This is a genomic window from Luteimonas terrae (assembly GCF_031457535.1).
In the GTDB taxonomy this organism is placed as follows: Bacteria; Pseudomonadota; Gammaproteobacteria; order Xanthomonadales; family Xanthomonadaceae; genus Luteimonas; species Luteimonas terrae_A.
The window spans coordinates 91,235-117,698 of record NZ_JAVDWO010000012.1 but is presented as its reverse complement, the minus strand read 5'-3'; the positions used below and the strand labels follow the sequence as shown (position 1 = coordinate 117,698).

The following is a 26,464-nucleotide window of genomic DNA, read 5'->3' as shown; positions in this document are numbered from 1 at the left end:
TGACCGCTGGATTGCAGACGATGCTGTAGCTGACATGTGTCCGGCGTCAGCCGGCACACGCGTGGCGGACGGTCATACGGCTGACATGCGAGCGACATTCAATGCCGGGATCACTCCACACCCGGATTCCCCGCGCGCATGAATCGCATTTTCAAAGCCACCGTTCTGTCGCAAGCACTCCTGCTTGCCCTGGTGGCACCGACGGCATTCGCCCAGACCACGACTCCCGACGGCGCGTTCGATGCGGCACCCGATCCGAAGCAGCTCGACGCGGTGGTCGTGCAGGGGGAAATCGCCTATCGCAACCGCACGCCCGACATCGAACCGGTGCTGAGCTATGACCTCGAATACTTCCAGCGCTTCGAACCCAGCACCGTCGGCGACATGGTCAAGCGTGTGCCAGGCGCAGCGTTCGTCGGCTCGGACATCATGGAATACGACGGCGTACAGCTGCGCGGTCTCGGCGGCGGCTACACCCAGGTGCTGATCAACGGCAAGAAGGTGCCGGGCGCAGGCGACGACCGCTCGTTCTGGGTGGACCGCATCCCGGCGGAAATGGTCGACCGCATCGAGGTGCTGCGCAGCAACAGCGCCAACCGCTCCGGCGATGCGGTGGCCGGTGCGATCAATATCGTACTGCGCGATGCCTACGAGTTCGACGGCAGCTATCTGCGCGTCGGCGTGAACCGCTGGGACGATGGCGAAGTGAACCCGACCTTCGGCGTGGTGACCAGCGGCGAAGCGCTGGGTGGCCGCATTCTCGCCGGCGTCAACATGCAGGATCGCTATCGCGCCAAGACCAAACGCTCCGACCGGTATTCGGATCCGTCGATGGACGAGCTGGTCAGCTGGGAGGACCAGCGGGAGGTGAAGGATGGCCGCGACTACTCCGGCAATCTCTCGTACACCGCCGAGGTCGGCGAAACCGGCCGCCTGAGTATCGACGGCTTCTACGTCAAAACCGATCGCGACATCACCGAAGTGTCCTTCGAGGAAGAGTACGATGACGGTGAAGTGATCACATCCGACGTGCCGGGGATGGCGACCGTCGACCAGAAGAACTGGGGCGTCGGCGCAGAGTACAAGTTCGATATGGCAGGCGGAACGACGGAACTCGACGTCGACTATGCGCGCTTCGAAGACAAGACCATGGAAACCGAAGAGGCGCATGCCTATGTCGACGGGGAATGGGACGAGTCCGAGGCGGAACGGCTGGACATCGACGCCAGTGACGCCGAGACCAGCTTCAAGCTCGCGCACAAGCGTCCGTTCGGCACCGCGGTGATGGAGTTCGGTGTCGACTACCGTGCCAAGAAACGCGAGATCGATCATGCCTATTACGAGTTCGCGGCGGACAACGAAGGCGACCCGGTGGTGTACACGCCCGATACCCTGGTCGGCAGCCTCATCAAGGAGACGCGCGTCGATCCCTATCTGATGTTCTCCGGCGGCTTCAGCGTACTGACGTGGGAAGCGGGCCTGCGCTTTGAAACCACCGATTCGGATGTCGAGTCGACCCAGGACGGCGACACGCTACGCGTGTCCAAGGACTACAGCACGCTGCTGCCTTCGCTGCACCTGAAGTGGGACCTGACCGATGCCGACCGCATCAGCCTGTCCTTGGCCAGGAGTATCAAGCGCCCGAACTTCAACGAGTTGATTCCCGCGCGTCTCGATGGCGAGTACGGCGACAACGACTACATCGGCAATCCCAACCTCGATGCGGAAACCGCGAATGGACTCGACCTCGGCTACGAACACCGCCTGGGCAAGCGCGGCGTGGTCGGCGTCAATCTCTTCTACCGCGACATCAGCAACCTGATCGAGCTGGTCAACACCGGCGAGCCCAGCGACGAGATGCAGGGCATCTGGGAAGACCTGGTGGACGATGGCGAATACGCCAGCATCGAAGAAGCAATGGCCGCCGAACCGGCGGAAAGCTGGCTCTATACCTCGGCCAACGTGGGAGACGGCAAGGTCTACGGCGTCGAGTTTGACCTGTCCACGCCGCTGTCCAGCTTCGGCATGGACAACACCGGCGTGTTCATGAATTACGCCTACATCAAGTCCGACGTCAGCGATTTCCTGGGCGAGCGGCGCTTCAACGACCAGGCGCGTTCGACGTTCAACGTGGGCTTCATCCAGGACCTGCCGACGCTGGCGGCCAGCTTCGGTCTGTCGTACCGCAAGCAGGGCGACGCCTACAACCGCATCGTCGGCGAGGAAGTCACGATCAGCTACGGCGACGACTTGGAAGCCTTCGTCGAGAAGCGCTTCGGCACCAACGTCTCGCTGCGCCTGACCGCGTCCAACCTGCTGGACGCCTCCAAGGACGAGGAGTTCCACAAGTTCAACACGGTCGGCGACCAGCTTGCGCGCGACTACGACGAGTACGAGCTGGAAACGGAATACGCAGGTCCGAGCTACCAGATGGTCATGCGCTGGGCGTTCTGAGCACGACGTGATCCGCAACATCAGGAAGCCGATGCATGCCGGCTTCCTGCTTTGTGGGCCGACCGGGTTTGATGCAGACTCCGTGCCACGTTTCCCGCCCCGGTCCCACCATGAAAACCGTCGAAGTCCGTCATCCGCTGGTGCAGCACAAGCTCGGCCTGATGCGCCGCGCCGACAACAGCACCAAGACCTTCCGTGAGTTGTCAGCCGAAGTCGCGACGCTGCTGACCTACGAGGCGACCGCGGATCTGGAAACCGAGGATGCCGAGGTCGAAGGTTGGGCGGGTACCGTGCGGGTGCGCCGCATCAAGGGCCGCAAGATCACCCTGGTGCCGATCCTGCGCGCCGGCATCGGCATGCTGCCGGGCGTGCTCGAGCTGATTCCCGCGGCCAAGGTCAGCGTGGTCGGCATCAAGCGCGACGAGGACTCGCTCGAAGCCGTGCCCTATTACGAGAATCTGGTCGGCGACATGGCCGACCGCACGGCCCTGATCCTCGATCCGATGCTGGCGACCGGCGGCACCCTGATCGCGACGGTCGCGATGCTCAAGGCGGCGGGCGCGAGCCGCATCAAGGGCCTGTTCCTGGTCGCCGCGCCGGAAGGCCTGCGCGCGCTAGAAGCGGTACATCCGGATGTCGAGGTCTACACCGCGTCGATCGACGAGCGCCTCAACGAGAAGGGCTACATCCTGCCCGGCCTGGGGGATGCGGGCGACAAGATCTTCGGGACCCGGGTGGATTGAGCACCATCGCCAGCCGCCGTCCGGTGTTACGCCCCCCTGGCGACGCGGATCACCCGGTCCCCTGTAGGAGCGCGCTCGCGCGCGATGCGGCATTACCCCTAACGCCCGGATCGCGCGCAAGCGCGCTCCTGCAGGAATCCGCTGTTGCAGCGGGCATGCGTTTCCGCAAACCTGCGCGTCAGGCGACGATCATTGCGCCGATGACGAAACGCCAGATGCCGAACCCGGCCATCGCCAGCAATGTCGCGAACGTCAGCAGCGCGCCGGTCGCGCGACCGAACGAATAACCGGCCGAGCCGCCGAGTCCGATGGCGTGCAGCACGCGCGCGACCAGCAGCGCGATGCCGAAGGTCCACAGCAGCGCGGTGTTGATCGCCGCCAGTTCCAGCAGCGCGAGCAGCAACAGGCCGAGCGGCACGTATTCGACGAAGTTGGCATGCACCCGCACCTTGCGCGAGAGGGCTTCATCACCGCCCGTGCCGATCCCGATCTTGTGCACGTTGCGGTGCATGACCACGCGGATCGTCAGCACGAGGTACAGCAGCACGTGCAGCGATGCGATAAGAAGCGAGATACGTGGCGTCATGGTGTGGTCTCGTGAGCGTGCTGCAGGGAACGCGCGGCAAGTGCCGCGGTCGGATGGATCGCGCTGAAGCGGCCGGCGTCGTCGTCGCGCACGACCTGCACCAGCGCGATGTCGGGATCATGGGTCAGGAACAGGCGCACGCCGCGTGCGGCCATGTCGGCGAGAAAGGCCTGCTTCTCGTCGATGATCAGCTCGGGAAAGCGGTCGTAGCCCATCGTGATCGGCACGTGCACCCAGGGCCGCCCGGGGACGAGATCGGCGCAGAACACCACGCCGCCGTGATGGGCCCCGTCGTGCACATCGGGGCCGAGGATCTCGGCCAGCATCATGCCGGGCGTGTGCCCATCGCTGTAATGGAAGCGCACCGCGTCGCCGAGCGAAGGCGCATGCGCGCTCTCGATGAATTCCAGGCGGCCCGTCGCTTCCAGCAGCTCGCACAAGCCGGGAATGAAACTCGCGCGGTCGCGCGCATGTGGCCGCTTCGCGCGCAGCCAGTGCGGCGTGGACAACACGAAGGTCGCGTTCGGAAACAGCAGTTCCGGCGCGGCGCCTTCGGACCACGGCGCCAGCAGGCCGCCGGCGTGATCGAAATGCAGATGACTCAGCACCACGACGTCGATATCGGCGTGGTCGAAGCCCGCGTCGCGCAGCGAATCGAGCAGCACGTGCCGATCTTCCTGCACGCCGAAGCGCTCGCGCAGCTTCGGTTCGAAGAACGCGCCGATGCCGGTCTCGAACAGCACGGTCTTGCCGTTGAGCGGCGTGGCGAGCAGACCACGCGTCGCCAGCGGAATGCGGTTGAGTGCGTCGGCCGTGGTCCACTTGGTCCACATCGCGCGCGGCGCGTTGCCGAACATCGAGCCGCCGTCGAGCTTCTGGGTATTGCCCTGGATCGACCACAGTTTCATGACGCCCTCCCGCGTCAGCCCGGTGGCCGATTGTAGGCGCAGTGGATCAGCGCGCGGCCGCTTCCACCTTCGCCGAGCCCACGGGATTGCGCGGATCACTGCCGCCGGTCAGCGTGCCGTTCGCGCGGTTCCATTCGATGGTCTGCAGGTTGCCCCAGACGTGGCTGGACCCGCGGCCACCGGCCGCGCGATCGCCGGGCAGATCGACGGTATGACCCATCGCACGCAGCTTCGCTGCGGTGTCGGCCGAGAACACATCGGACTCGGCGGAGATCGTGTCCGGCATCCACTGGTGGTGGTAGCGCGGCAGGGCAGCGACGCCCTGTGCGTCGAGGCCCGCGTCGTAGCCGAGGATGCCCAGCAGTACCATCGTGATGATGCGGCTGCCGCCGGGCGTGCCCAGCACGGCGACACGCTCATCGGAGACGAGGAAGGTCGGCGTCATCGAACTCAGCGGACGCTTGCCGGGCTTCGGCGCATTCGCATCGAAGCCCATGACGCCGAACGCGTTCGGCACGCCAGGCTGCAGCGCGAAATCGTCCATCTCGTTGTTGAGCAGCACGCCGGTGCCCGGCGCGACCAGGCCGCTGCCGAACAGCAGGTTGACCGTCTGCGTGACCGCCGCGCGATTGCCGGCGGCGTCGACGATCGAAAAGTGCGTGGTCTCTTCATCTTCCAGCGGCGTCGGGTCGCCCGACAGCAGGTCGCTGGGCGTCGCCTTCGCCGGATTGATCGTCGCGCGCAAACCCGCGGCGTAGTCGCGGCTCAGCAGTGTGCGCTGGGGAATCTTCACGAAATCCGGATCGCCCAGATAGAAGGTGCGGTCGCGGAATGCGCGGCGCATCGATTCGACGACCAGATGCGTGCGCGCGGCATCGTCGAGTTTGGTCAGGTCATAGGGCTCGAGGATCTGCAGCATCTGCGCCATCGCGATGCCGCCCGACGACGGCGGCGGCGCGGTGACGACGTCCCAGTCGTGGTACCGGAAGCGGATCGGCGCGCGCTCGACGACCTTGTACGCAGCCAGGTCCGCAGCAGTCCACTCGCCACCTTCCGCGTTGACACCGGCCACGAGCTTCGCGCCGGTCTCGCCGCCGTAGAACCCGTCGAAACCGCGTTCGGCCAGCAGGCGCAGCGTGCGTGCGAGATCGGGCTGACGGAACACGTCGCCCTCTTCGGGCGCGCGGCCGTCGGCGAGGAACACCGCGCGCGTGCCGGGGTAGCGCTCCATGACCGCACGCCGCGACTGGTAGCCCCGCGCGAACCGCGCATAGACCGGGAAGCCTTCTTCGGCGATGCGGATCGCCGGCGCCAGTGACTTCGACAGCGGCAGCGCGCCGTAGGTCTCGGCGATATGCACGAACGCCGCCGGCAGACCGGGAATGCCGGCCGACCACGGTCCGTTCTCGGCGCGATCACGGTCGAAGCTGCCGTCGGCCTTGCGGTAGCGGTCCGAGTGCGCGCTGGCCGGTGCGGTCTCGCGCGCGTCGACGAAGATGTCGCGGCCGCTCGATGCGTCGTGCAGCAGGAAGAATCCGCCGCCGCCGAGGCCGGACGAGATCGGCTCGACCACCGACAGCACCGCCGAGGTCGCCACCGCCGCGTCGAACGCATTACCGCCCTCGCGCATCACCTGCAGACCAGCTTCGGTCGCGAGCGCATGCGCCGAGGCGACCGCGTTGCCGGACGGCGTCGCCGAGCTCTGCGCGGTGCTGGCCGCAGGCGCGTCCGGCCCACGGACGTCGCGTGCGCAGGACGGCGCGACCGCGAGCAGCAGCATCGACAGCAGCAGCGCCGGCATGCCGGCGAACGCGAAGCGGGAACGGCTCATGACGCCTCCTGCTGCAGGCGCGCCAGCTTGGCGAGCAACTGCACCTGGGTTTCGGGGATGTCGGGATCGGGGTCGATGCATTCGACCGGGCAGACGACGACGCACTGCGGCTCGTCGAAGTGGCCCACACATTCGGTGCAGCGCGCCGGGTCGATGACGTAGATCGTCTCGCCCTGGGCAATCGCCTGGTTCGGGCAGGCCGGCTCGCAGACGTCGCAGTTGACGCAGAGCTCGTTGATCTTGAGAGACATCCGTGCATTGTAGAGGCTGGCCCCTGGCCCCGGCGTTCCATCGATGGAACTGCCTTCACCGCGCGACTACGCCGGAAACGACAACGCCACCGGGCTTTCGCGCGGTGGCGTTGCAGGAAACGGCAGGCCGGACGCGCCGGCCGCCGGCGTGGCCTGGATCAGGCCGCGTTGTCGATGAACACGTATTCCGAACCGGTGGGCTCGACCGCGGCCTTGACACGCTCGCTGTCCGCGGCGCTGCCGATGAACAGCACGCGCACACCGTTCATCGTGCCGGCACCAACCTCGGCAAACGAGGCCACCACCAGGTTGGCGGTCCGCGCCGAATCCAGGCCCGCGAAGATCAGCAGGTTGCCGCGGGTGATGCCGCGGGCGACGTCCTGCTGGGCCTTCTCGAGCAGACGCTCATAGGCGCCGTCGACCGGCGTCGACATCGTCGGGTCGCCATCGGCGGTGGTGGTGTCCGCGGGCGGCGCATCGGCTGCAGGCGCGGGCGCCGGCGGCACCAGATAGACGTAGGGCGAATTGTTGACGCCTTCCATGTGGCGGCCGGCCACGTCGTTGAGATAGGCGTTCCACGCCGTCTTGTCCTCGGTGGTGGGCACCGCGACCGGCGCGACCTCGACCTGCTGCGGCTCTTCTTCCTTGCTACAGGCAATGACCGGCAGGACGAGGCAGGCGATCAGCATTGCGCGGGTGATGGACTTCATGGCATTCCCTCTTTGTGTTCTCTGGTGTTTGATGGGCAACGTCAGCGTTGCGAGTGTTTGCGCAATGCGCGATCGACTGCGGCGGGCACGAAGCCCGACACGTCACCGCCGAGACGCGAGATCTCGCGCACCAGCGTGGAGGAGATGAAGCCGTACTGCTCGGCCGGCGTGAGGAACAATGTTTCGACATCCGGAATCAGATGCCGGTTCATGCTGGCGAGCTGGAATTCGTACTCGAAATCCGACACCGCGCGCAGGCCACGCAGCAACACGCCGGCGCCGACCTCGTGCACGAAATGCGCAAGCAGCGAATCGAAGCCGATGACTTCGACATTGGCGTGATGGGCGGTCGCCTGGCGGGCCAGTTCGACGCGCTCTTCGAGTGTCATCGCGGGGCGTTTGGCCGGGCTTTCGGCGATCCCGACGATCAGTTTCTCGAACAGCGGCGCGGCACGGTCGACGAGGTCGACGTGGCCGTTGGTGATCGGATCGAAGGTCCCGGGATAGACCGCGATGCGGTTGCGGCTCGCACTCATGGCTTGCGTTCGCTGTCGAAGGAATCGGATGGAACGTGGCGCGGGCGGCAAGTGTAGCAGCGGCGCGGGTGGCGATCAGCCGGCGCGCCGGTACAGCGCGCAGTGCGCTTCGCGGGTCTGCAGCTCGCGGTGCAGTTGCCAGCCCGTCCCGGGCGACGCGGGCCGCTCGGCCATCGATTCGACGTACAGCCAGGCATCCACCGCGAGCGCCGGAGCCAGGGCCGCGAACGCCTGCGCCCACAGGTCGGCGGCGAACGGCGGGTCGACGAAGGCGACATCGATGCTGCCGGTAGGCAGACCGGCCGCCATCGACACCGCATCGCCGCGCTGGACCGAGACCGCCTCGCCGCCGGGCAGACGCGCCGCGGTCGCGCACAGTGCCGCGGCGAGCCCGATGTCGCGTTCGACCAGCACCGCGCTGGCCGCGCCGCGCGACACCGCCTCGAGTCCCAGCGCGCCGGTGCCGGCGAACAGATCGAGCACGCGGGCGCCGGGCAGCACCGACTGCAGCCAGTTGAACAACGTTTCGCGAACCCGGTCCGAGGTCGGCCGCAGGCCGGCCACATCGGGGACATCGAGACGCGTGCCTCGCCAGCGACCGCCGACAATGCGCACCCGGCCCGGGCCGGTGTTGCGGTTGACGTTCGATGACGGCTTGCCTGAGCCGCCGTGACGAGGGGTATTCATGCGCGTGCGCCCACACGGGGCCGCTGAAAGTCGGGTGATACCATGCGCGCCATTCTCCCCCATCCAGGCTACGAAGGCCGCATGGTCAGCTGGTTCAAGCGCGACAAACCCTCCGACAAGCCCGAGGCCGACAGCGGCCGACGCCGCCTCAGCGCCGAAGAGATCGCTGCTGCATTCGCGCCGCCCGCTGCGCCCGCACCTGCGCCTGCATCGCCGCCTGCTCCGCCCGTGACACCTCCGCTATCGGCGGCGCCGACGGTCACGACAAAGGATACCGGCACCGTCGAGCCTGGCGCGGCGCCGCTGCACGCGCCCGAGGGCAGCAGCCCGTTCGCTGATGTCGCGCCGGCAGCAGTCGAGATCGCGCCTGTCTCCGTCCCGGTCACTTCCGAGGCGTCTGCAACGCCGGCCCCTCCGCCGCCTGCGTTCGTGGATCCAGCTGCGGCACTCGCCGACTACGTGTTCGCAAGCACCATGCCCGCCGCCGCACCGGGCAAGTCGGGCTGGCGCGAGCGCCTGGGTGGCAGCACGTTCGCGAAAAGCTTCGGCGGCCTGTTCTCGCGCAATCCCAAGCTCGACGAGGATCTGCTCGACGAGATCGAGACCGCGCTGCTGACGGCCGACGTCGGCGTCGCGGCGAGCACCGAGCTGGTCGAGTCCCTGCGCAAGCGCATGAAGGCGCGCGCGTTCGTCGATGCCAACGATCTCCTCAAGGCGCTGCGTGGCGATCTGATCGCGATGCTCGAGCCGGTGGCCAGGCCGCTGGTCATCGACACGAATGCCAAGCCTTTCGTGATTCTGACTGTCGGCGTCAACGGCGTCGGCAAGACCACGACGATCGGCAAGCTCGCCAAGCGCTACAAGGACGAAGGCCACCAGTTGATGCTGGCCGCGGGCGATACCTTTCGCGCGGCCGCGGTCGCCCAGCTCAAGGCCTGGGGCGAGCGCAACGGCGTGCCCGTCGTCGCCCAGGGCCAGGACGCCGATCCGGCCGCGGTGGCGTTCGATGCGCTGCAGGCGGCCAAGTCACGCGGCACCGGCATCCTGATCGCTGACACCGCCGGCCGCCTGCACACGCAACAGGGCCTGATGGCGGAACTCGGCAAGATCCGCCGTGTGCTCGGCAAAATCGATCCGACCGCGCCGCACGAAGTGCTGATGGTCATCGATGGCACCACCGGCCAGAACGCGCTGTCGCAACTGCGCCAGTTCAACGCCGCGGCGCAGGTCACCGGTCTCGTCGTGACCAAACTCGACGGAACCGCCAAGGGCGGCGTGGTGTTCGCGCTTGCGCGCGAGTTCGGCATTCCGATCCGTTTTGCCGGCATCGGCGAGCGCCCCGAGGACCTGCGAGTGTTCGACGCCGAAGCCTTCGTCGACGCGATGCTGCCGGAGACGCTGGGGGCGTGAGCAACCCCGCTCCGGCGCCGGAGCGATCGGCGACGCGTCGTTTGCGCTGGTTGCGCCTGCTGCTGATCGCGCTCGTGCTGGCGATCGTCGCCGCGCTGCTGGTGCAAGTGCTGTTGCCGCCCGAACGCGCCCTGCGCCTGGTGCTGGCGCGCCTCGAACCGACGCTGGGCCTGCGCATCACATTCGAAGGCGATGTCGAATACCGCCTGCGCGGCACGCCGCAGCTGGTGGTGCGCGAGGTCAGCATCACCGCGCCCGGATCGGACCCGTCCGATGTGCCGATGCTGCAGGCCGAACGCATGTTGCTGTCGCTGCCGTGGAAGACCGTCCGCAGCCGCGGCGCCGATCTGGAAATCACTCGCGTCGAACTCGACGCACCGCGCCTGCACCTGCCGTCGTTGCTGCGCTGGCTCGATGCGCGTCCACCGGGCGACGGCAAGGTGCCGGCGATCACCGACGGTGTGCACATCGTGCGCGGACGCCTCGACGGCGATGGCTGGTATGTCGACGGACTGGCGCTGGAACTCCCCGCCTTGCAGGCCGACCGTGCGATCGACGCGCGCATCGCAGGCACCGCGCATCTCGACGCGCTGCAGGCACCGTTCCGGCTGCAGCTGCATGCGGACCGCGCGGTCGATGCACGCGATCTTCAAGCACGCGGCACGCTCGCGCTGGTACATGCAGCCGGCCGGCTCGACACCACGCTGCAGGCCGACGCCACCCGCATCGACGCGGATATGCCCGGCTTCGCGTTGTCGCCGCTGCGCATCGCAATCGATGCGCGCTGGCAGGGCGCTGACGCGGACGAGCCGCTGCCGTTCGTGCTCGGTCTGTACGGTGCGCTGCATGTCGGCGGTGACGGCAACGCGCTGGGGTTCGCGCCGATGGGTCTCGCGCTTCGCGGCGGAGGCGTGGTGCCGGATCTGATCGCCGGTGGCCGGGTCGCGCTGGGCGAGCGACTTTCGCTCGCACTCGACGGCCGCATCGCGCGTTGGCCCGAGGCATGGCCTGCGCTGCCGGCGCCGCTGTCGGATTCGACCCAGCCGCTGCCGTTCGCACTGCGCTATGACGGCCCTGCGGATGCATCGGCGCCGGTCGGGTTGCGGCTGGAACACGAACACGCAAGCTTCGACGGCGAGGCCCGCATCGCCGCGATGCTCGGCTGGTTCGATGCACTCGCGACCGGTTCGCCGCTGCCGCCATTGCGCGGACAGCTGACGGCCGATCGTCTTGAGGTGCCAAGCGCGGTGCTGCAAGGCGTGGAGATCACATTCGACGACGGCAGCGGGGACACGCCGCCGTGATCGCACGCACCGATTACGCAACGCGCCTGCTGGCGTGGTTCGACGTGCACGGCCGGCACGATCTGCCGTGGCAGCACCCGCGCACGCCGTATCGCGTGTGGCTGTCGGAAATCATGCTGCAGCAGACCCAGGTGCGGGTCGTCATTCCGTACTTCGAGCGCTTCGTCGGCGCGCTGCCCGATGTGCGCGCACTGGCCGATGCGCCGCAGGACACTGTGCTCGCGCTGTGGTCGGGGCTCGGCTACTACGCCCGCGCGCGCAACCTGCACGCGGCCGCGCAGCGCTGCGTCGAACTGCACGACGGCGATCTGCCGCGCGACCTCGACGCCCTGCTCGCCCTGCCCGGCATCGGCCGCAGTACGGCCGGCGCGATCCTGTCGCAGGCCTGGGGCGATCCGTTTCCGATCCTCGACGGGAACGTCAAACGCGTGCTCGCGCGCCGCCACGCGGTCGAAGGCTGGCCTGCGCAACCGAAGATCGAAAAACAGTTGTGGTCGATCGCCGGAATGCTGTTGCCGGACACGCGACTGGCCGACTACACCCAGGCGCAGATGGATTTCGGCGCGACGCTGTGTACGCGCCACAACCCCGCGTGTCTGCTGTGTCCGGTCGGCGAGGACTGCGCCGCGTTCGCGCAGGGGCGCGTCGACGAACTGCCGACACCGCGGCCGACCAAAGCGCTGCCCGAGCGCGAAGCCAGCGTGCTGTTGCTGGAAGACGGCAAAGGCCGTGTGCTGCTCGAAAAGCGCCCGCCGACCGGCATCTGGGCATCGTTGTGGTCGCTGCCGCAGGCCGAAGACGACACGCGCGCAGTCGATTGGCTGCGCACGCACGCATCGGGCCTAGTCGACGCCGTCGATCTCGATACGCCGCAACGCCTGCTGCCGGTGCAGCACGGCTTCACCCATTTCAAGCTGCGGATGCAGCCGCTGCACTGGCACAGCCTCCCTGCCCGTCACCGGGTGGGCGACAATGACCGCCTGCGCTGGGTGGCGCGCGACGAACTCGCGACGCTCGGCATTCCCGCCCCGATCCGCACGCTGCTGCTCGCGCCGCGCATCGCCCTGGAGGATTGAACATGAGCCGACGCGTCTTCTGCGTACACGACCAGACCGAAACCGATGGTCTTGATTTCATTCCCTGGCCCGGCGAACTCGGCAAGCAGGTCTTCGCCGAAATCGGCAAGCCGGCATGGGCGCGCTGGCTGGCGCACCAGACCATGCTGATCAACGAGAACCGGCTCTCGCCGCTCGATCCCAAGCACCGCGCCTTCCTCGAAGGCGAGATGCGCAAGTACCTGTTCGAACGCCAGACCGGCAGCGTCGCCGGTTACGTGCCTGCGTCCGACGCCTGATCCATCGGGGCCTCGCCTTCGGGATTGCGCTTCTCGGCGGCGCGGACCGCCTTGATGTCCAGCGGGCGGATCTGCTGGATGTGGCAGGGGATATTGATCGACGATCGGCTGCGTACCAGCACCTTGTCGAAGCGCGCACTGACGCGGCTCATGTTGCTGGTCAGGCCGATCGCCGGCGTGAATGCCAGATCCTGACAAGGACCCGAGAGATCCAGCAGCCAGGCCTCGCTCGGGCGCGTCCACACTGCAAGTGCCGACTCGCCGAGTGGCGTCCAGCCATTGATCGAACCGAAATAGCGGAAATGGCCGACCGCCTCGCCGGCATGCGCGTCATAGAGCGCGTATTTCTCGGCGTCGATGGTGCGCGGCGATGACGCGCAGGCGGCGAGCGCGAGCGCCGCGAACAATGCGACTCCGGTGCGAAGACAGCGGCGGATGGTCGAGGCCATGACGGACTCCTGCGGATGCGCGGTTGCGGAGATGCCGCCGATGATGCGCCCGGGATGCGTCCTGGACCGCGCGATCCGCCGCCTGCGTTCAGCCGCGGGCCGGCTCGCCCGCGGCGTCGCTGCCGGGTACGCTGTCGCGCCCGCCATACTGGATCCGCCGTGCCGAACGCGACTGTAGTTGCCCGCCATCGCCAGGCCCTGATCTTCGCCGCGGGCCTGGGCGAACGCATGCGGCCGCTGACCGACACCACGCCCAAACCGCTGCTGGCCGCAGGCGGCAAGCCGCTGATCGTCTGGCATCTGGAAAAACTTGCCGCGCTCGGCGTGCGCGATGTCGTCGTCAACGTGTCCTGGCTCGCCGACCGTTTCGAACCGATGCTCGGTGACGGCAGCCGCTGGGGGCTGCATCTGCATTACTCGCACGAAGGCGCGCCCCCGCTGGAGACCGGCGGCGGCATGCTGCATGCGCTGCGCCTGCTCGGCGATGCGCCCTTCATCGCAGTCAATGGCGACGTCTGGAGCGACTACGACTTCGCACATCTGCCTGCCGAGCCTGACGGCGATGCGCATCTGGTGCTCGTCGATAACCCCTCGCACAACCCGGCCGGCGACTTCGCGCTCGATGGCGCGCGGGTACGCAGCGACGGCGACGCGAAGCTGACGTTCGCGGGGATGGGCGTCTACCGTCCAGCCCTGCTGCACAACTGGCGCGACATCATCGGCAGCGCGCCCGGCGTCGAGGCCGAACCGCCGCGGTTCAAGCTCGCGCCACTACTGCGGGCTGCGATGGCCGAGGGCCTTGTGACAGGCGCGCATCATCCGGACCGCTGGACCGATGTCGGCACGCCGGAGCGGCTCGCGCAACTGGATGCGGCGCTGGGCTAGAGATTTTTCGGGAACGCGGCGCGGCGGGCTCCGCATTGCTCTGCCGATGCTGCGAACGGCTTCAGCAAGCTGACGCGCTCAGTCAAGCGCCAGCACCTGTCGCACGAACGGCACGGTCAAGCGTCGCTGTGAGGCCAGCGAAGCATGGTCGAGGCGATCAAGCAGCGCGGTGAGCGCAGGCAGATCGCGGTCGACTCGACGCAGCAGCCAGTCAATCGTCGCGGCATCGACCTGCAGACCGCGGCGCTCTGCGCGCAGGCGTAGCAACTCGTGGCGGCCGGCATCGTCGAGCACCGGCAGCGGCACGCGGATGCACTGGCCGAGCCGTGAGCGCAGATCCGGCAGGCCGAGCGCGAGCGCTTCCGGCGCGGCCGATGCGGTGTAGAACACCGCGCGACCGGCATCGTGCAGGCGGTTGTGCAGATCGAACAGCGCGACCTCGTCGTCGCGATCGCCGGCGATCACGTCGACATCGTCGATCGCGACCAGATCGTGTCCATCGAGCGCCTGCGCGGCGTCACGCAGGCGGCCAGCGATGCCACGCAGCGGCAGATACACCGCGCGGCGGCCCAGCCGGTCGGCTTCCGCGCACAGCGCGATCGCCAGATGAGTCTTGCCGGTACCGGCCGCGCCTTCGACATACAGGCCACGGCGCACGCCGGCCAACGCGAAATCGCGCAGTTGCGGCAGCAGCGCGGTGTCGTCGGCGACGAAGGTTTCGAGCCGCTGGTCCGGCGGATACCGGAGCGCCAGTGGCAACTGGGGCGATGGGCCACTCATGTCCGGCTCAACGCTCGACGTCCGCACCCTCGGCGCCGGTGACGATGATCACCGGGCGCTGTGATGCAGCCGCGCCCGCGATCTCGATCTCTGGCTTGTCGCCTTCATACAGGCGGCTGTGCAGATAGCGCTCGTGTGCGTAGCGCAGCAGCACATTGGCGACCGCAGCAACCGGCAACGCCAGCAGCATGCCGAGGAAGCCGAACAACTGACCACCGGCCAGCACCGCGAAGATCACCGCGACCGGATGCAGACCGATGCGGTCACCGACCAGACGCGGGGTGAGCACGTAGCTCTCGACCAGCTGGCCGACCGTGAACACCACGCCGATCAGGATCAGCAACTGCCAGTCGAAACCCTGCGCCTGCACGATGGCCGCAATCAGCGCGAGCAGGATGCCGACCGTCGCGCCGAGATACGGAATGAAACTGATCAGGCCGGCGATCATGCCGATCAGCAGGCCTAGCCGCAGGCCGACCAGCGACATGCCGACCGCATAGATCGCACCCTGCCCCAGCATCACCAGAAACTGGCCGCGCAGAAAGCCGCCGAGGGACTCGCTGGTTTCACGCGCGAGCCGTGTCGCGGTCACGATGTGGTCGCGCGGAATCAGCGCGGCGACGCGCTCGACCAGCAGGTCCCAGTCGCGCATGAAATAGAACGCCAGGATCGGCACCAGCACCAGATTGATGACCAGCGCAAGGATCGCGAATCCCGAACGCGACACATAGGCCAGCACGGTGGCCGCGACGCCGCCGGCCTGCTGCCAGTGCCCGCGGATCAGCTCGATCATGCGGTCGGTGTCGAGCCACGACACCACCTCATAACCGGTGCGCTGTTCGATCCACGGCAGCGCGGTGCCGAGCAGCCAGTCGCGATATTCCGGCAGGCTGTCGATGAGGGTCACGATCTGCCGTTCGATCATCGGCACCAGGATGATCAGCACCAGCGCCAGCAGCAGCGTCATCAGCAGGAACACGAGCGTGACCGCGACCGCACGCGAACGACCGCGGCGCTCGAGCCGGTCGACAAGGGGATCGCCGAGCCAGCCGAGCAGCAGGGCCAGCACGAACGGCGTGAGAATCGGACCGAGCAGCCAGATCACATAGCCCACGGCGAACGCCACCAGGCCCCATTGCAGGCGCTTGAGAAAACGCGCGATGTCGGCGTTCGGCGGGTCGGTCTGGATCATCGGTGGCGGTCCGTGCGGAACAGCGAAGAAGGGATCAACGCAGATGGAACACGGGCGTGACGCCCTCGATGTTGCCGTCGGCTTCCACGAACACGTTTTCGTCGGCCATGCGGCGGAATCCCGTCATGCCGGTCAGCAGGTCGAGTTCGACCTCCAGCCCCATCGGCGTCGCCCGCACCGGACGGATGCCACGCACCACCGACATGCGCTGCAACTGCGCGGACAACTTGATGTAGTCGGCGCCGCTGTTGATGCCCGAGAACACGATCGCCTGCGTCGACGGCGCGCCAGCCGGGCTGGTGCGCGCATAGCGCTTGGTCAGTGCATCGGCCACGCCGTCGGCGCCGCTGGCGAGCGTGCGCCGGGCATCCGCGCCGGTCTCGCTCCAGCGCGCGAGCACGCGGCCGCTGTCGACGAAGATCCAGTCGGCCTTCCAGCCGGCGCCGTCGCGATAGAGCTTGCCGATCAGTTGCATCGGCGGGTTGTAGCGCGCCGAAATGCGCGCAACCGAAGCCGTGTCGCCGCGCCAGATCGCACCCACTGCGGCCTGTTCGGCGGCGTTGCCGGACGGCAGGCCGAGGCGATAGCCGCGCTCGATCGCGCGCTGCAGCGTCGGACGCGCCACGTTGTTCTGCTGCAGCGCGACCAGACGCGGGCCGGAGCCGTCGTCGATCGCCAGCCACATCACCGGCTTGGGGCGCGGATCCGGCCAGACCGGCAGCCCCAGCGCGCCGGCGACGGCGTCGACATCGGCCTGGCGGAAGCGCACGACCAGCGTAGTGGTGAAGGTCGGCGAGCCGCGCGAGGACACGCCCTCGTCCTGGCGGTAGTCGTAACCCTCGACGTATTGGGCCGCGCGGCGGAGTTCCTGCGACACGCCCGGGCGCTGGGCAGCGTTGCGATCCCCCGACAGCTTGCCGAGCACCTGCGCCAGGGCGCGGGTGAAGCCGGCTTCGCGCTCCGATTCACTCTGGCTGCGCACCGGAATCTCGGCCGCATACAGGCCGACAGCCGCGGCCCGGTCACCTTCCACGCGCTGCGCGGAGGCGGTTCCGGACACGGCGAACGTGCCCAGCAGCGCGGCCAGCAGCCACGTCATCATGTTGAGCGAGCGCTTCTGGCGGTGCATCCGGCAAGTCCTGGATCGGGGCGTCATCGAGGCGCGATGGTGCCATAAACGATGCGGATGGTCCGTGGCGACGCCGATGCACGGAACACGACTGCGGGCCGGCCGGCTGCTAAAATCCGCAGTCTTCCCGCCTTGCGACGGCTGCCGTGACCGCTCCCACTCCCCTGACCTACCGCGATGCAGGCGTCGATATCGACGCGGGCAACGAACTCGTCGAACGCATCAAGCCGCTGGTCAAGCGCAGCTTCCGGCCCGAGGTCATGGGCGGCCTGGGCGGTTTCGGCGCGCTGTTCGACCTGTCGGGCAAGTACCGCGAACCGGTGCTGGTCTCCGGCACCGACGGCGTGGGCACCAAGCTCAAGCTGGCCCAGCAGTTCGGCCGCCACGACACGATCGGCATCGATCTGGTCGCGATGTGCGTCAACGACGTGCTGGTACAGGGCGCCGAGCCGCTGTTCTTCCTCGACTACTTCGCCACCGGCAAGCTCGACATCGACACCACCGCGGCCGTCATCGGCGGCATCGCCCGAGGCTGCGAGCTGTCGGGTTGCGCGCTGATCGGCGGAGAGACCGCCGAGATGCCGGACATGTACGGCATCGGCGAATACGACCTGGCCGGCTTCACCGTCGGCGCAGTCGAGAAATCCGAGCTGCGCGACGGCAGCCAGGTGCAGGCCGGCGACGTGCTGGTCGGCATTGCATCGAGTGGTCCGCACTCCAATGGCTACTCGCTGATCCGCCGCATCTTCGAACGTGCCGGCCGTCCGACCGATCTCGAAGTCGGCGGCGTGAACCTGGTCGACGCGCTGATGGCGCCGACCACGCTGTACGTCAAGCACGTGCTGGAACTGCTGCGTGGCGACCTCGGCCCGCAGCTGCACGCGATGGCCCACGTCACCGGCGGTGGCCTGACCGAGAACATCATCCGCGTGATTCCCGAGGGCTTAGGCCTAACGATCGACGCGAAGTCGTGGCCGCAGCCGCCGGTGTTCGCCTGGCTGCAGCGCGAAGGCGCGGTCGCCGATCACGAGATGTGGCGTACGTTCAACTGCGGCATCGGTTTCGTGCTGGTGGTGCCGGCCGACAGCGTGGCGGCGTTCGGAGCCGCGCTCGACGGCCTCGGCCTCGCCCATTGGACGATCGGCGAAGTGGTCGAAGCCGGCGACGGCGATCGCGTCCGCATCGGCTGATTCCGGCGTCGTGTCGCCCGGTCACGAACCCGCATCGCCGTACGCGCCACCGGCCACCGCGTCGAGGTCGACGCGCATTCCGGTGCCGGCGGAGATGGCGGGCGGGCAGTTGCGTTCGCTCGGCATCCTGCATCTGGTTCTCGGCGGATTGACGCTTGCCGGCGCGGGGGCCTTCGGCATCATCCTGGTATTCGGGATCAGCCAGGAGGCGGCAGAGGGCTTTCGCGATCCCACCGGTCTGGCGACGATCGCGGTGTTTGCCGTGCTGACCGCCGCATCGCTGATCGGTGGCGCGCTATGCATCTGGTCGGGGCTGCACCTGCTGCGACGCACACGTATGCAGCTGTGCATGACCCTCTCGGCGCTGTTGTGCCTGCATGTGCCGCTCGGCACCGCGCTGGCCATCGCGACGCTGCTGAGCCTCCAGCGACCGGAGATACGCGTGCTGTTCGATGTGCCGGGGCCGCGCCCGTGACCCTGCGACTGGCGGTACTGGCTTCGGGCCGCGGCAGCAACCTGCAGGCGATCCTCGATGCGATCGCGGCCGGCACGCTGGATGCCGAGATCACCGGCGCCTGGTCGGACCGCAAGGACGCGCAGGCGCTGGTGCGCGCCCGGGACGCGGGGCTGCCGGCCCACGTCATCCGCCCGCGCGACTTCGCCGACCGCGCCGCGCATGACGCCGCGTTGTTCGGCGCGCTCGATGCCGCTGGACCGGATCTGATCGTCTGCGCCGGCTATATGCGCCTGATCGGCGCCGAGGTCCTGGCCGCACGCGCCGGCAGGCTGATCAATATCCATCCCTCGCTGCTCCCCGATTTCAAGGGCCTCCACACGCACCAGCGCGCGCTCGATGCAGGTGTACCGGAGCACGGCGCCAGCGTGCATTACGTGACTGCTGAGCTGGACGGCGGCCCGGTGGTCGCGCAGGCGCGCGTTCCGGTGCTGCCCTGCGACGATGCCGCGACACTTTCGGCACGGGTGCTTGCCCGAGAACACCCGCTGCTGCTCGAGACCCTGCGCTGGATCGCCGCCGGTCGCGTGCAGCTGTATGAAGACGGCGTTCATGTCGACGGCGAGCGCACACTCACGCCGCTTCAGCTGGCAGCCACCGACCGCTTCGCATGATGCCCGTCCTATGCGCGCCCTCCTCTCCCTGTTCGCGACCGCCCTGCTGATCGTTGCGTGGCCCTCGGTCGCACGCGCCGCCGAGCTCGAGCCGTTCGTCGCGACCTACGATGCCTGGTACCAGGGCAAGCAGGCCGGCACTGCCACGATGCGGCTGCAGCCGCAGGGCAAGCAATGGCAGGTAGACCTGGGCATCCGTGGCAACCGCGGCTTTGCCGGCATCCTCGGCCTGAACCTCGAGCAGGACACGCTGTTTGACGTCGCCGACGGTGGATACCGCCCGCTGCGCCAGAGCACGACGCGCAAGGCCGCGGTGTTCTTCAACCGCAAGGTCGAAGGCATCTACGACTGGACCAACAACGTCGCCCGCTGGACCGGCGATCTGAGCAAGCGCCGCCGTGAGCCGGTGCAACTACAGCCCGGTGACATGAGCGCGCTGCTGATCAATCTGGCAGTGATGCGTGACGCCACGCCGAACGCGGCGCTGCAGTATCGGTTTGTCGATGGTGGCCGGGTGCGCCAGTACGCCTACCAGGCGGCGTCCGAACCGGAGCTCGTACAGGTCGGCGAAATCAGTTACTCGGCATTGCGCGTTTCACGAACCAACGGCGGCAACGACGAGATGATCATCTGGGTCGCGGACGGTGTACCGACGCCGGTCCGGATCCTGCAACGCGAAGATGGCGAGGACGCGGTCGACCTGCGCCTGGTCGAATACCAAGGAGCACCACAATGAAGACACGAGCCCCCATGACCCGACTGCTCACTGCCACCGGCGCTGCACTGTTGGCGTTCGCCGCGTTGCCTGCATTGGCGATCGAGCCGTTCACCGCGACCTACCAGGCCAATTACATGGGTATGCGCGCGCAGGCGAACATGAATCTCGCGCAGGAAGCCGGCAACCGCTGGAAGTACGGTCTGCAGGTTGCGGGCGCGGGTGCGCGTCTGGAGCAGAGCACCACGTTCGAAGCCAACGGCGAGCAGTGGCGTCCAGTGTCGAGCAGCGACGCGCAGCGCGGCGAATCCGGCCTCGCGGCGATGCTGATGAAGAACCGGGAACTCAATACGACCTACGACTGGAACTCGGGCGAAGCCCGTTTTGCAGGCGACGTACGCGACGGCCAGAGCGGACCGGTGAAGCTGCAGGACGGCGACCTCGACGGCATGTTGATGAATCTGGTGCTGGTGCGTGACGTGCAGGCCGGCAAGTCTCCGCTGCGCTATCGCCTGGTGGAGGACGGTCGTGCCAAGCGTCAAGTGTTCGAGCGCCAGGGTACCGAGCAGGTGACGGTCGGCGGTCGTTCGATGCAGGCGACCAAAGTCGTCCGTACAGATGGTCGCCGCGAGATCATCGCGTGGATCGTCGACGACATGCCGGTGCCCGCACGCCTGCTGCAGCGTCGCGACGGCAAGGACCACATCGACATGCGTCTGCAGTCGGTCAACTGATCCGCACGCATCGCACCATGTAAAAGGCCCCGCACTGCGGGGCCTTTTCTTTGCGCGTGCCACAACCCGATCTCTAGGGCGCGGTTTCGGTCCTGCATTCCACCCGGATCGAGTCGGGCGATCCGCGACGACGGTAATCGACGCAGCTGCGGTTGCCTTCCCGGGTCCGCACCGCGGTGACGGTGAAGAACCCCTGCAGCACCTCGCTGCGGGTGAGCGCACCGTCCTCGTTCCAGTCCATGTCCTTGAACGGCATGCCACTGAGCGCCGCCGCATTGGTGTAGCGCATCCAGCCCAGTGCGAGCAGCAGCACCGCCATCGTCGCGAATACTGCGATGCGGCGGTTCGACAACCGGCCCTTGAACGCCATCGCCTACTTCACCCGCCGGATGTGCGCGCCCAGGCCCGAAAGCTTCCGCTCGATGTGCTCATAGCCGCGGTCAAGGTGGTAGATGCGGTCGATCGTCGTGTCGCCATCGGCCACCAGCCCGGCGAGGATCAGCGACGCCGATGCGCGCAGATCGGTCGCCATCACCGGTGCCCCGCTGAGGCGTTCGACGCCGTGCACGCTGGCGCGCGGACCATCGATGTCGATTTCCGCGCCCAGGCGCATCAGCTCGCTGACGTGCATGAAGCGGTTCTCGAAGATCGTCTCGTCGATGGTGCCGGTGCCTTCAGCGACACAGTTCATCGCCATGAACTGCGCCTGCATGTCGGTGGGGAACCCGGGATGCGGCGCGGTCACGATGTCGATCGCGCGCGGACGACGGCCCTGCATGTCGACAGTGATGCGGTCGCCGTCGATCTCGACCGTGGCGCCGGCGTGGCGCAGGCGTTCGATCACCGCGCCCAGCGTGTCCGGACGCGCGCCGACCGCGGTCACGCGACCACCGGTCATCGCCGCAGCGACGAGGAAGGTGCCGGTCTCGATGCGATCGGCGACGACGGCATGCGTGGCGCCATGCAGACGCTCGACGCCTCGCACTTCGATGCGCGAGGTGCCGGCGCCGCCAATGTCGGCGCCCATCGCGATCAGGCATTCGGCGAGATCGACGATCTCCGGCTCGCGCGCGGCGTTGTCGATCAGCGTCGTGCCGTCGGCGAGCGTCGCCGCCATCAGCACGTTCTCGGTCGCGCCCACGCTGATCGTTTCGAACACCACGTGGCCACCGCGCAGACGCTCGGCGTGCGCGCGGATGAAACCGTGTTCAACAGTGATCGTCGCGCCCAGGGCCTCGAGTGCCTTGATATGCAGGTCCACCGGGCGCGCACCGATCGCGCAGCCGCCGGGCAGCGACACTTCCGCCGCACCGTACTTGGCCAGCAGCGGGCCGAGCACGAGGATCGACGCACGCATGGTGCGCACCAGCTCGTAGGGCGCGACGTGGCTGGTGACGCTGCGCGGATCGACGGTCACGCGCCCGTGCTCGACGTCGTGCTCGACGCCGGCGCCGAGACCCGACAGCAGTTTGGTCGTCGTCAGCACATCGTGCAGGTGCGGCACGTTGGTGACTTCGACCGGCGCATCGGCAAGCAGGGTGGCGCACAGGATCGGCAGCACGGCGTTCTTGGCGCCGGAAATGCGCACCTCGCCCTGCAGCGTGGCGCCGCCGGTGACGATGATCTTGTCCATCAGCCCTGCCCTGCGCCGGTGGCGGCCGCGTGCTCGTCAGGCGTCTTCGTGTTGAGGGCCAGCGCGTGGATCTCGCGGCCCATCAGCGCACCGAGCGTCGCGTACACCATGCGGTGACGCGCCAGCGGCAGCTTGCCGGCGAACGCGGGTGAGACGACCAGCGCCTCGAAATGCACGCCGTCGTCGCCCTGCACGTGTACCACGGCGTCGGGCAGACCCTGCTGGATGAGGTCGGTGATGGTCTGGGTATCCAAGAATCGGGTCCTGTGGCCGCGCTGCCGGGCCGTGAACGTCGCTGCGCCCGCTGCGTGAAGCGCGGATGAGCCGTCATCGCCGACGCCGCCTGTCGCGGGGCATTCACGCCGGAAAGCGCATAAAATGAACGGCTTAGCCTAACGGAAAAGCCCTGTGCCGGATATGGTCGACCACCCCCGTGATGTTGCCGCTGTCGACTCCGATTTCGCGGCCAGCGGACGACGCGTCTTCGCGGTCGAGGTCGAAGGTCTGCAGGCGGTCGCCGCTCGGCTCGACGGCGAATTCTCTGCCGCCTGCGCGCGCATCCTCGAATGCCGCGGTCGCGTCGTCTGCATGGGCATGGGCAAGTCCGGCCACGTGGCCCGCAAGATCGCCGCGACACTGGCCTCGACCGGCACCCCTGCGTTCTATGTGCATCCGGGCGAAGCCGGCCACGGCGATCTCGGCATGATCACGGACGCCGATGTGGTGCTGGCGCTATCGTATTCGGGCGAGTCCGACGAGATCCTGATGCTGCTGCCGGTGCTCAAGCGCCAGGGCAATCCGTTGATCGCGGTGACCGGCCGCGCGAACTCGACGATGGCGGCCGCCGCCGACATCCACCTCGACATCAGTGTGCCGGCCGAAGCCTGCCCACTGGCGCTGGCACCCACCACCAGTACGACCGCATCCATGGCGATGGGCGATGCGCTGGCGGTCGCGCTGCTGGAAGCGCGCGGTTTCACCGCCGACGATTTCGCCCGGTCGCACCCGGCCGGCGCCCTCGGCCGGCGCCTGCTGTTGCACATCCGTGATGTCATGCATGGCGGCGGCGAAATTCCCACCGTCACTGCGGATGCTTCACTCGCCGACGCGCTGATGGAGATGAGCCGCAAGCGTCTGGGCATGACCGTGATCGTCGACGAGGCGCAGCGTCTGATCGGCCTGTACACCGATGGCGATCTGCGCCGCACGCTGACCGACCCCGCCATCGATGTCCGCGATGCGCGCATCGCCGACGTGATGACCCGAGACCCCATCGCGATCGCTGCCGACGCCCTTGCGGTTGAGGCGGCACGTTTGATGGAAACCCGCAAAATCACCATGCTGCCGGTCGTCGATGGCGACCGCCGGGTCGTCGGCGCCCTGAACATCCAGGACCTGCTGCGCGCCCGCGTGGTCTGAGCAGGTGCCCATTCACCCGATGCCCGATACTTTCCAGACCATGCCCGCTCCCCCCATCCCCTTCGCCGATGTATCCGACGCGATCCTCGCCCGCGCCGCCCGCGTGCGCCTGGCGTGCTTCGACGTCGATGGCACCCTGACCGACGGCAGCCTGGGCTTCGACAGCGACGGTCGAGAGATCAAGATCTTCCACGTCCACGACGGCCAAGGCCTGGTGTTGCTGCGCAAGGCCGGCATCTCGGTCGCGCTGGTGACCGCGCGCAAGGGCGGTATCGTCGAACGCCGCGCGGCGGACCTCGGCGTGGACGCGCATGTGCACGTCGCCGACAAACGCGAGCGTGTCGAAACGCTGTGCACATCGCTCGGCCTGACGCTGGACGAAGTCGCCTTCATGGGCGACGACCTGGCCGACGTCGGTGCGATGCGCGCAGTTGGCTTCGCCGTGTCGCCTGCCGATGCGCACGCCTGCGCCGGCGACAGCGCCCACTGGCGCACGCGTGCCAACGGTGGTCGCGGCGCCGGGCGTGAACTGTGCGATCTGATCCTGCACGCGCAGGGTCGCCTGGCTGGCATCCATGCCGATGGACGGGTCTCGTGAACTGGCGTCTGATGTTGACCGTCACGCTGCTGCTCGGCGCGCTGATCTCGGGCTGGTCGGCGTGGCGGCAGAAGGACACCATCGTTGCCGAGGATCCGGCCGACGGCCGTACCGACTACCTGCTGCGCGACTTCGACATCGTCGCGCTCGACAACGAAGGCCGCGAGGCATTCTCGCTGCAGGCGCCCGAAATGCAGCAGACGCCCGGCGCACGCACGCTCGAACTGGTTACGCCGCTGTTCCATGTGCCCGAGAAAGAGGGCGACGGCCGCTGGGAAATCCGCTCACAGACCGGCTGGGTGTCCGAGGACAACGAAGAAGTGCGACTGCGCGGCGACGTGACCGCCGACAGCCCGGAGGGCGCCCCGCGCCCCACCCGGATGCACACCGAAGCGATGAACGTCTTTCCCCAGCGCAACCAGGCCACGTCCGACGCGGTGGTCGATGTCGAACAGCCCGGTTCTACAATGCAGGGCACCGGCATGCGTGCCGACCTCGATTCGGGACGGATCGAGCTTCTTTCCAAGGTGAAATTCCGCAATGAACCGACTCCCCGCCGCTAGCCTGCTGCTGATCGCTGCGTTCGCCCTGCCCACCGCCGTGCTGGCGAAGGCGTCGGACCGCAATCAGCCGATCGACGTCGATGCCGGCTCCAGTGACTGCTCGGTCAGCGACGAGCGCCTGCCCTGCCTGCTCACCAGCGGCGTCACGATCACCCAGGGCACGCTCGAGATCCAGGCCACGCGCGCCGATCTGCGCCGTAGCAACGGCGAATTCCAGCGGGTGATCCTCAACGGCGGCCCGGTGAAGCTGAAACAGCAGATGGATGATGGTGGCTGGGTCGATGCGACCGCCGCCCAGGCCGACTACAACATGCCCAGCGACACCGTGGTGCTGACCGGCAATGCCGTGGTCAACCAGCCGGGCCAGGGCAAGATCGAAGGCCAGCGAATCGTCTACAACATGGCAACCGGCCGCGTGCAGGGCGGCGGCGAAGGCCAGGGCCGCGTGCGCATGCAGTTCCAGCCGCGCAACCAGACGCCGGCGCAGCAGCCGGCCCCGGCAGCGCAGGGCGGCCGCTGATGCTCGTCGCCGAAGGTCTGCGCAAAAGCTACAAGCAGCGCGAGATCGTCAAGGACTTCGGGTTGACGCTCGAATCCGGCGAGGTCGTCGGCCTGCTCGGCCCCAATGGCGCCGGCAAGACCACCTGCTTCTACATGATCGTCGGTCTGGTGCCGGCCGATGCGGGTCGCATCGTGCTCGACGGCCACGACATCACCGCCGAACCGATGTACACCCGCGCCAAGCGCGGCGTGGGCTATCTGCCGCAGGAGCCATCGGTGTTCCGCAAGCTCAGCGTGGCCGACAACATCATGCTTGTATTGGAATTGCGCGAGGATCTCGACAAGGCCGGTCGCCGCAAGACGCTCGCCGACCTCATGGACGAGCTGCAGATCACCCACGTCGCCGACCAAGCCGGCGCCAGCCTGTCGGGTGGCGAACGGCGCCGGGTCGAGATCGCCCGCGCATTGGCTGCGAACCCGCGCATGATGCTGCTCGACGAGCCCTTCGCTGGCGTCGACCCGATTTCGGTCGGCGAGATCCAGCGCATCGTCACCCATCTCAAGCAACGCGGGATCGGCGTGTTGATCACCGACCACAATGTCCGCGAGACCTTGGGGATCTGTGACCGGGCGTATATCCTCAGTGACGGCGGCGTGCTCGCGCAGGGAGCTCCGGAAGCACTGCTGGCCAATCCCGACGTGCGTCGTGTCTACCTGGGGGAATCCTTCCGTCTGTAGCCGGCGCACGCATCCGGTCAGGGAGTTCCGGATCCG

General features: G+C 67.7%; 31 protein-coding genes. 17 read left to right on the top strand and 14 right to left on the bottom strand.

Features of this window, described 5'->3' with window-relative positions:
- Positions 1-138: 138 nt before the first annotated feature.
- Together J2W68_RS14240 and upp are read left to right on the top strand one after the other, a co-directional pair.
- A complete protein-coding gene (locus J2W68_RS14240) occupies positions 139-2,454 on the top strand; it encodes a TonB-dependent receptor plug domain-containing protein (RefSeq protein WP_310236933.1) in 2,316 nt (771 codons plus the stop codon).
- Between the two features lie 110 nt (positions 2,455-2,564).
- Positions 2,565-3,197, top strand: coding sequence for a uracil phosphoribosyltransferase (upp, locus tag J2W68_RS14235; RefSeq protein WP_310236932.1), 633 nt, complete (start codon positions 2,565-2,567; stop codon positions 3,195-3,197).
- 178 nt (positions 3,198-3,375) lie between these two features.
- Here upp and J2W68_RS14230 read toward each other — a convergent pair whose 3' ends face one another.
- The 7 genes from J2W68_RS14230 to rsmD form a co-directional block, all read right to left on the bottom strand.
- Positions 3,376-3,783 carry an MAPEG family protein gene (locus J2W68_RS14230; protein ID WP_310236929.1) on the bottom strand — a complete coding sequence of 136 codons (408 nt, stop codon included), beginning with the start codon at positions 3,781-3,783 and terminating at the stop codon, positions 3,376-3,378.
- Complete coding sequence (locus tag J2W68_RS14225; protein ID WP_310236926.1) at positions 3,780-4,691, bottom strand: MBL fold metallo-hydrolase; 912 nt, start codon at positions 4,689-4,691, stop codon at positions 3,780-3,782. The genes J2W68_RS14230 and J2W68_RS14225 overlap by 4 nt, the downstream gene beginning before the upstream one ends.
- Before the next feature lie 46 nt (positions 4,692-4,737).
- Positions 4,738-6,522, bottom strand: a complete 1,785-nt coding sequence (ggt, locus tag J2W68_RS14220) for a gamma-glutamyltransferase (RefSeq protein WP_310236923.1) — start codon at positions 6,520-6,522, stop codon at positions 4,738-4,740.
- The gene (locus tag J2W68_RS14215; protein WP_232115790.1) at positions 6,519-6,773 is read right to left on the bottom strand and encodes a YfhL family 4Fe-4S dicluster ferredoxin; all 255 of its coding nucleotides are present in this window, start codon (positions 6,771-6,773) and stop codon (positions 6,519-6,521) included. Before J2W68_RS14215 ends, ggt begins: the two co-directional genes overlap by 4 nt.
- A 158-nt stretch (positions 6,774-6,931) precedes the next feature.
- A complete protein-coding gene (locus tag J2W68_RS14210; protein ID WP_310236919.1) occupies positions 6,932-7,483 on the bottom strand; it encodes a hypothetical protein in 552 nt (183 codons plus the stop codon).
- A 41-nt stretch (positions 7,484-7,524) separates the two neighbouring features.
- A complete protein-coding gene (gene coaD, locus J2W68_RS14205) occupies positions 7,525-8,019 on the bottom strand; it encodes a pantetheine-phosphate adenylyltransferase (protein WP_310236917.1) in 495 nt (164 codons plus the stop codon).
- 75 nt (positions 8,020-8,094) lie between these two features.
- Positions 8,095-8,706, bottom strand: a complete 612-nt coding sequence (gene rsmD / locus J2W68_RS14200) for a 16S rRNA (guanine(966)-N(2))-methyltransferase RsmD (RefSeq protein ID WP_310236915.1) — start codon at positions 8,704-8,706, stop codon at positions 8,095-8,097.
- Between the two features lie 81 nt (positions 8,707-8,787).
- Here rsmD and ftsY point away from each other — a divergent pair, with 81 nt between their 5' ends.
- Genes ftsY through J2W68_RS14180 form a run of 4 tightly spaced genes read left to right on the top strand, consistent with a single transcriptional unit; the run spans position 8,788 to position 12,774 of the window.
- Positions 8,788-10,116 (top strand): signal recognition particle-docking protein FtsY, encoded by a 1,329-nt coding sequence (ftsY, locus tag J2W68_RS14195; RefSeq protein ID WP_310236990.1) that lies wholly within the window; start codon positions 8,788-8,790, stop codon positions 10,114-10,116.
- Entirely contained in the window at positions 10,113-11,420 is a 1,308-nt protein-coding gene (locus J2W68_RS14190; RefSeq protein ID WP_310236913.1) for an AsmA family protein, read from the top strand. The genes ftsY and J2W68_RS14190 overlap by 4 nt, the downstream gene beginning before the upstream one ends.
- On the top strand, positions 11,417-12,496 hold the full coding sequence (gene mutY, locus J2W68_RS14185; RefSeq protein ID WP_310236909.1) for an A/G-specific adenine glycosylase: 1,080 nt from the start codon (positions 11,417-11,419) through the stop codon (positions 12,494-12,496). The genes J2W68_RS14190 and mutY overlap by 4 nt, the downstream gene beginning before the upstream one ends.
- A gap of 2 nt (positions 12,497-12,498) precedes the next feature.
- Positions 12,499-12,774, top strand: coding sequence for an oxidative damage protection protein (locus J2W68_RS14180; RefSeq protein ID WP_310236905.1), 276 nt, complete (start codon positions 12,499-12,501; stop codon positions 12,772-12,774).
- Here the strand turns inward: J2W68_RS14180 and J2W68_RS14175 are convergent.
- Entirely contained in the window at positions 12,750-13,223 is a 474-nt protein-coding gene (locus J2W68_RS14175; protein ID WP_310236902.1) for a DUF6491 family protein, read from the bottom strand. The genes J2W68_RS14180 and J2W68_RS14175 overlap by 25 nt on opposite strands.
- Before the next feature lie 159 nt (positions 13,224-13,382).
- Here J2W68_RS14175 and murU point away from each other — a divergent pair, with 159 nt between their 5' ends.
- Positions 13,383-14,108 carry an N-acetylmuramate alpha-1-phosphate uridylyltransferase MurU gene (murU, locus tag J2W68_RS14170; protein WP_310236899.1) on the top strand — a complete coding sequence of 242 codons (726 nt, stop codon included), beginning with the start codon at positions 13,383-13,385 and terminating at the stop codon, positions 14,106-14,108.
- Positions 14,109-14,186: 78 nt separating this feature from the next.
- Here murU and hda read toward each other — a convergent pair whose 3' ends face one another.
- Genes hda through J2W68_RS14155 form a run of 3 tightly spaced genes read right to left on the bottom strand, consistent with a single transcriptional unit; the run spans position 14,187 to position 17,209 of the window.
- Positions 14,187-14,888, bottom strand: a complete 702-nt coding sequence (gene hda / locus J2W68_RS14165; RefSeq protein WP_310236896.1) for a DnaA regulatory inactivator Hda — start codon at positions 14,886-14,888, stop codon at positions 14,187-14,189.
- 7 nt (positions 14,889-14,895) lie between these two features.
- Entirely contained in the window at positions 14,896-16,080 is a 1,185-nt protein-coding gene (locus J2W68_RS14160) for an AI-2E family transporter (RefSeq protein ID WP_430539741.1), read from the bottom strand.
- 34 nt (positions 16,081-16,114) lie between these two features.
- Positions 16,115-17,209: a DUF2066 domain-containing protein gene (locus J2W68_RS14155; protein ID WP_310236895.1), complete on the bottom strand. Its 1,095-nt coding sequence runs from the start codon at positions 17,207-17,209 to the stop codon at positions 16,115-16,117.
- Between the two features lie 146 nt (positions 17,210-17,355).
- On the opposite strand from J2W68_RS14155, the gene purM reads away from it, so the two are divergent.
- The 5 genes from purM to J2W68_RS14130 all read left to right on the top strand — a co-directional run bounded on the left by purM (position 17,356) and on the right by J2W68_RS14130 (position 20,976).
- Positions 17,356-18,399, top strand: a complete 1,044-nt coding sequence (gene purM, locus J2W68_RS14150; RefSeq protein WP_310236891.1) for a phosphoribosylformylglycinamidine cyclo-ligase — start codon at positions 17,356-17,358, stop codon at positions 18,397-18,399.
- A gap of 94 nt (positions 18,400-18,493) precedes the next feature.
- Entirely contained in the window at positions 18,494-18,874 is a 381-nt protein-coding gene (locus J2W68_RS14145) for a hypothetical protein (protein WP_310236889.1), read from the top strand.
- Positions 18,871-19,527: a phosphoribosylglycinamide formyltransferase gene (gene purN / locus J2W68_RS14140; RefSeq protein WP_310236888.1), complete on the top strand. Its 657-nt coding sequence runs from the start codon at positions 18,871-18,873 to the stop codon at positions 19,525-19,527. Before J2W68_RS14145 ends, purN begins: the two co-directional genes overlap by 4 nt.
- Positions 19,451-20,263 (top strand): DUF3108 domain-containing protein, encoded by an 813-nt coding sequence (locus J2W68_RS14135; protein WP_310236886.1) that lies wholly within the window; start codon positions 19,451-19,453, stop codon positions 20,261-20,263. The genes purN and J2W68_RS14135 overlap by 77 nt, the downstream gene beginning before the upstream one ends.
- A 14-nt stretch (positions 20,264-20,277) precedes the next feature.
- Positions 20,278-20,976, top strand: a complete 699-nt coding sequence (locus J2W68_RS14130; protein ID WP_310236884.1) for a DUF3108 domain-containing protein — start codon at positions 20,278-20,280, stop codon at positions 20,974-20,976.
- Between the two features lie 73 nt (positions 20,977-21,049).
- Here the strand turns inward: J2W68_RS14130 and J2W68_RS14125 are convergent, their stop codons facing one another.
- From J2W68_RS14125 to J2W68_RS14115, 3 genes are read right to left on the bottom strand one after another with little or no spacing between them, the layout of a single operon-like run.
- On the bottom strand, positions 21,050-21,346 hold the full coding sequence (locus tag J2W68_RS14125; RefSeq protein ID WP_310236882.1) for an EF-hand domain-containing protein: 297 nt from the start codon (positions 21,344-21,346) through the stop codon (positions 21,050-21,052).
- A gap of 3 nt (positions 21,347-21,349) precedes the next feature.
- The gene (gene murA, locus J2W68_RS14120) at positions 21,350-22,609 is read right to left on the bottom strand and encodes a UDP-N-acetylglucosamine 1-carboxyvinyltransferase (RefSeq protein WP_310236880.1); all 1,260 of its coding nucleotides are present in this window, start codon (positions 22,607-22,609) and stop codon (positions 21,350-21,352) included.
- On the bottom strand, positions 22,609-22,863 hold the full coding sequence (locus tag J2W68_RS14115) for a BolA family protein (protein WP_310151052.1): 255 nt from the start codon (positions 22,861-22,863) through the stop codon (positions 22,609-22,611). Before J2W68_RS14115 ends, murA begins: the two co-directional genes overlap by 1 nt.
- A 163-nt stretch (positions 22,864-23,026) precedes the next feature.
- Between J2W68_RS14115 and J2W68_RS14110 the strand changes: the two genes are divergently transcribed.
- The 5 genes from J2W68_RS14110 to lptB are packed head-to-tail and all read left to right on the top strand — an operon-like array spanning position 23,027 to position 26,428.
- Positions 23,027-24,028: a KpsF/GutQ family sugar-phosphate isomerase gene (locus J2W68_RS14110; protein ID WP_310236878.1), complete on the top strand. Its 1,002-nt coding sequence runs from the start codon at positions 23,027-23,029 to the stop codon at positions 24,026-24,028.
- A 40-nt stretch (positions 24,029-24,068) separates the two neighbouring features.
- Positions 24,069-24,626 (top strand): KdsC family phosphatase, encoded by a 558-nt coding sequence (locus J2W68_RS14105; RefSeq protein WP_310236876.1) that lies wholly within the window; start codon positions 24,069-24,071, stop codon positions 24,624-24,626.
- Positions 24,623-25,189 (top strand): LPS export ABC transporter periplasmic protein LptC, encoded by a 567-nt coding sequence (lptC, locus tag J2W68_RS14100; protein ID WP_310236874.1) that lies wholly within the window; start codon positions 24,623-24,625, stop codon positions 25,187-25,189. Before J2W68_RS14105 ends, lptC begins: the two co-directional genes overlap by 4 nt.
- Complete coding sequence (gene lptA / locus J2W68_RS14095; RefSeq protein WP_310236872.1) at positions 25,167-25,709, top strand: lipopolysaccharide transport periplasmic protein LptA; 543 nt, start codon at positions 25,167-25,169, stop codon at positions 25,707-25,709. Before lptC ends, lptA begins: the two co-directional genes overlap by 23 nt.
- Positions 25,709-26,428, top strand: a complete 720-nt coding sequence (gene lptB, locus J2W68_RS14090) for an LPS export ABC transporter ATP-binding protein (RefSeq protein ID WP_310236870.1) — start codon at positions 25,709-25,711, stop codon at positions 26,426-26,428. The genes lptA and lptB overlap by 1 nt, the downstream gene beginning before the upstream one ends.
- Positions 26,429-26,464: the final 36 nt, after the last annotated feature.

What these genes read in the sequence shown, in the direction of transcription:
- J2W68_RS14240 (WP_310236933.1), top strand. Translation starts at nt 139, where the DNA reads ATGAATCGCATTTTCAAAGCCACCGTTCTGTCGCAAGCACTCCTGCTT.
- upp (WP_310236932.1), top strand. Translation starts at nt 2,565, where the DNA reads ATGAAAACCGTCGAAGTCCGTCATCCGCTGGTGCAGCACAAGCTCGGC.
- J2W68_RS14230 (WP_310236929.1), bottom strand. Translation starts at nt 3,783, where the DNA reads ATGACGCCACGTATCTCGCTTCTTATCGCATCGCTGCACGTGCTGCTG.
- J2W68_RS14225 (WP_310236926.1), bottom strand. Translation starts at nt 4,691, where the DNA reads ATGAAACTGTGGTCGATCCAGGGCAATACCCAGAAGCTCGACGGCGGC.
- ggt (WP_310236923.1), bottom strand. Translation starts at nt 6,522, where the DNA reads ATGAGCCGTTCCCGCTTCGCGTTCGCCGGCATGCCGGCGCTGCTGCTG.
- J2W68_RS14215 (WP_232115790.1), bottom strand. Translation starts at nt 6,773, where the DNA reads ATGTCTCTCAAGATCAACGAGCTCTGCGTCAACTGCGACGTCTGCGAG.
- J2W68_RS14210 (WP_310236919.1), bottom strand. Translation starts at nt 7,483, where the DNA reads ATGAAGTCCATCACCCGCGCAATGCTGATCGCCTGCCTCGTCCTGCCG.
- coaD (WP_310236917.1), bottom strand. Translation starts at nt 8,019, where the DNA reads ATGAGTGCGAGCCGCAACCGCATCGCGGTCTATCCCGGGACCTTCGAT.
- rsmD (WP_310236915.1), bottom strand. Translation starts at nt 8,706, where the DNA reads ATGAATACCCCTCGTCACGGCGGCTCAGGCAAGCCGTCATCGAACGTC.
- ftsY (WP_310236990.1), top strand. Translation starts at nt 8,788, where the DNA reads ATGGTCAGCTGGTTCAAGCGCGACAAACCCTCCGACAAGCCCGAGGCC.
- J2W68_RS14180 (WP_310236905.1), top strand. Translation starts at nt 12,499, where the DNA reads ATGAGCCGACGCGTCTTCTGCGTACACGACCAGACCGAAACCGATGGT.
- J2W68_RS14175 (WP_310236902.1), bottom strand. Translation starts at nt 13,223, where the DNA reads ATGGCCTCGACCATCCGCCGCTGTCTTCGCACCGGAGTCGCATTGTTC.
- hda (WP_310236896.1), bottom strand. Translation starts at nt 14,888, where the DNA reads ATGAGTGGCCCATCGCCCCAGTTGCCACTGGCGCTCCGGTATCCGCCG.
- J2W68_RS14160 (WP_430539741.1), bottom strand. Translation starts at nt 16,080, where the DNA reads ATGATCCAGACCGACCCGCCGAACGCCGACATCGCGCGTTTTCTCAAG.
- J2W68_RS14155 (WP_310236895.1), bottom strand. Translation starts at nt 17,209, where the DNA reads ATGCACCGCCAGAAGCGCTCGCTCAACATGATGACGTGGCTGCTGGCC.
- J2W68_RS14145 (WP_310236889.1), top strand. Translation starts at nt 18,494, where the DNA reads ATGGCGGGCGGGCAGTTGCGTTCGCTCGGCATCCTGCATCTGGTTCTC.
- J2W68_RS14135 (WP_310236886.1), top strand. Translation starts at nt 19,451, where the DNA reads ATGAAGACGGCGTTCATGTCGACGGCGAGCGCACACTCACGCCGCTTC.
- J2W68_RS14130 (WP_310236884.1), top strand. Translation starts at nt 20,278, where the DNA reads ATGACCCGACTGCTCACTGCCACCGGCGCTGCACTGTTGGCGTTCGCC.
- J2W68_RS14125 (WP_310236882.1), bottom strand. Translation starts at nt 21,346, where the DNA reads ATGGCGTTCAAGGGCCGGTTGTCGAACCGCCGCATCGCAGTATTCGCG.
- murA (WP_310236880.1), bottom strand. Translation starts at nt 22,609, where the DNA reads ATGGACAAGATCATCGTCACCGGCGGCGCCACGCTGCAGGGCGAGGTG.
- J2W68_RS14110 (WP_310236878.1), top strand. Translation starts at nt 23,027, where the DNA reads ATGGTCGACCACCCCCGTGATGTTGCCGCTGTCGACTCCGATTTCGCG.
- J2W68_RS14105 (WP_310236876.1), top strand. Translation starts at nt 24,069, where the DNA reads ATGCCCGCTCCCCCCATCCCCTTCGCCGATGTATCCGACGCGATCCTC.
- lptA (WP_310236872.1), top strand. Translation starts at nt 25,167, where the DNA reads ATGAACCGACTCCCCGCCGCTAGCCTGCTGCTGATCGCTGCGTTCGCC.
- lptB (WP_310236870.1), top strand. Translation starts at nt 25,709, where the DNA reads ATGCTCGTCGCCGAAGGTCTGCGCAAAAGCTACAAGCAGCGCGAGATC.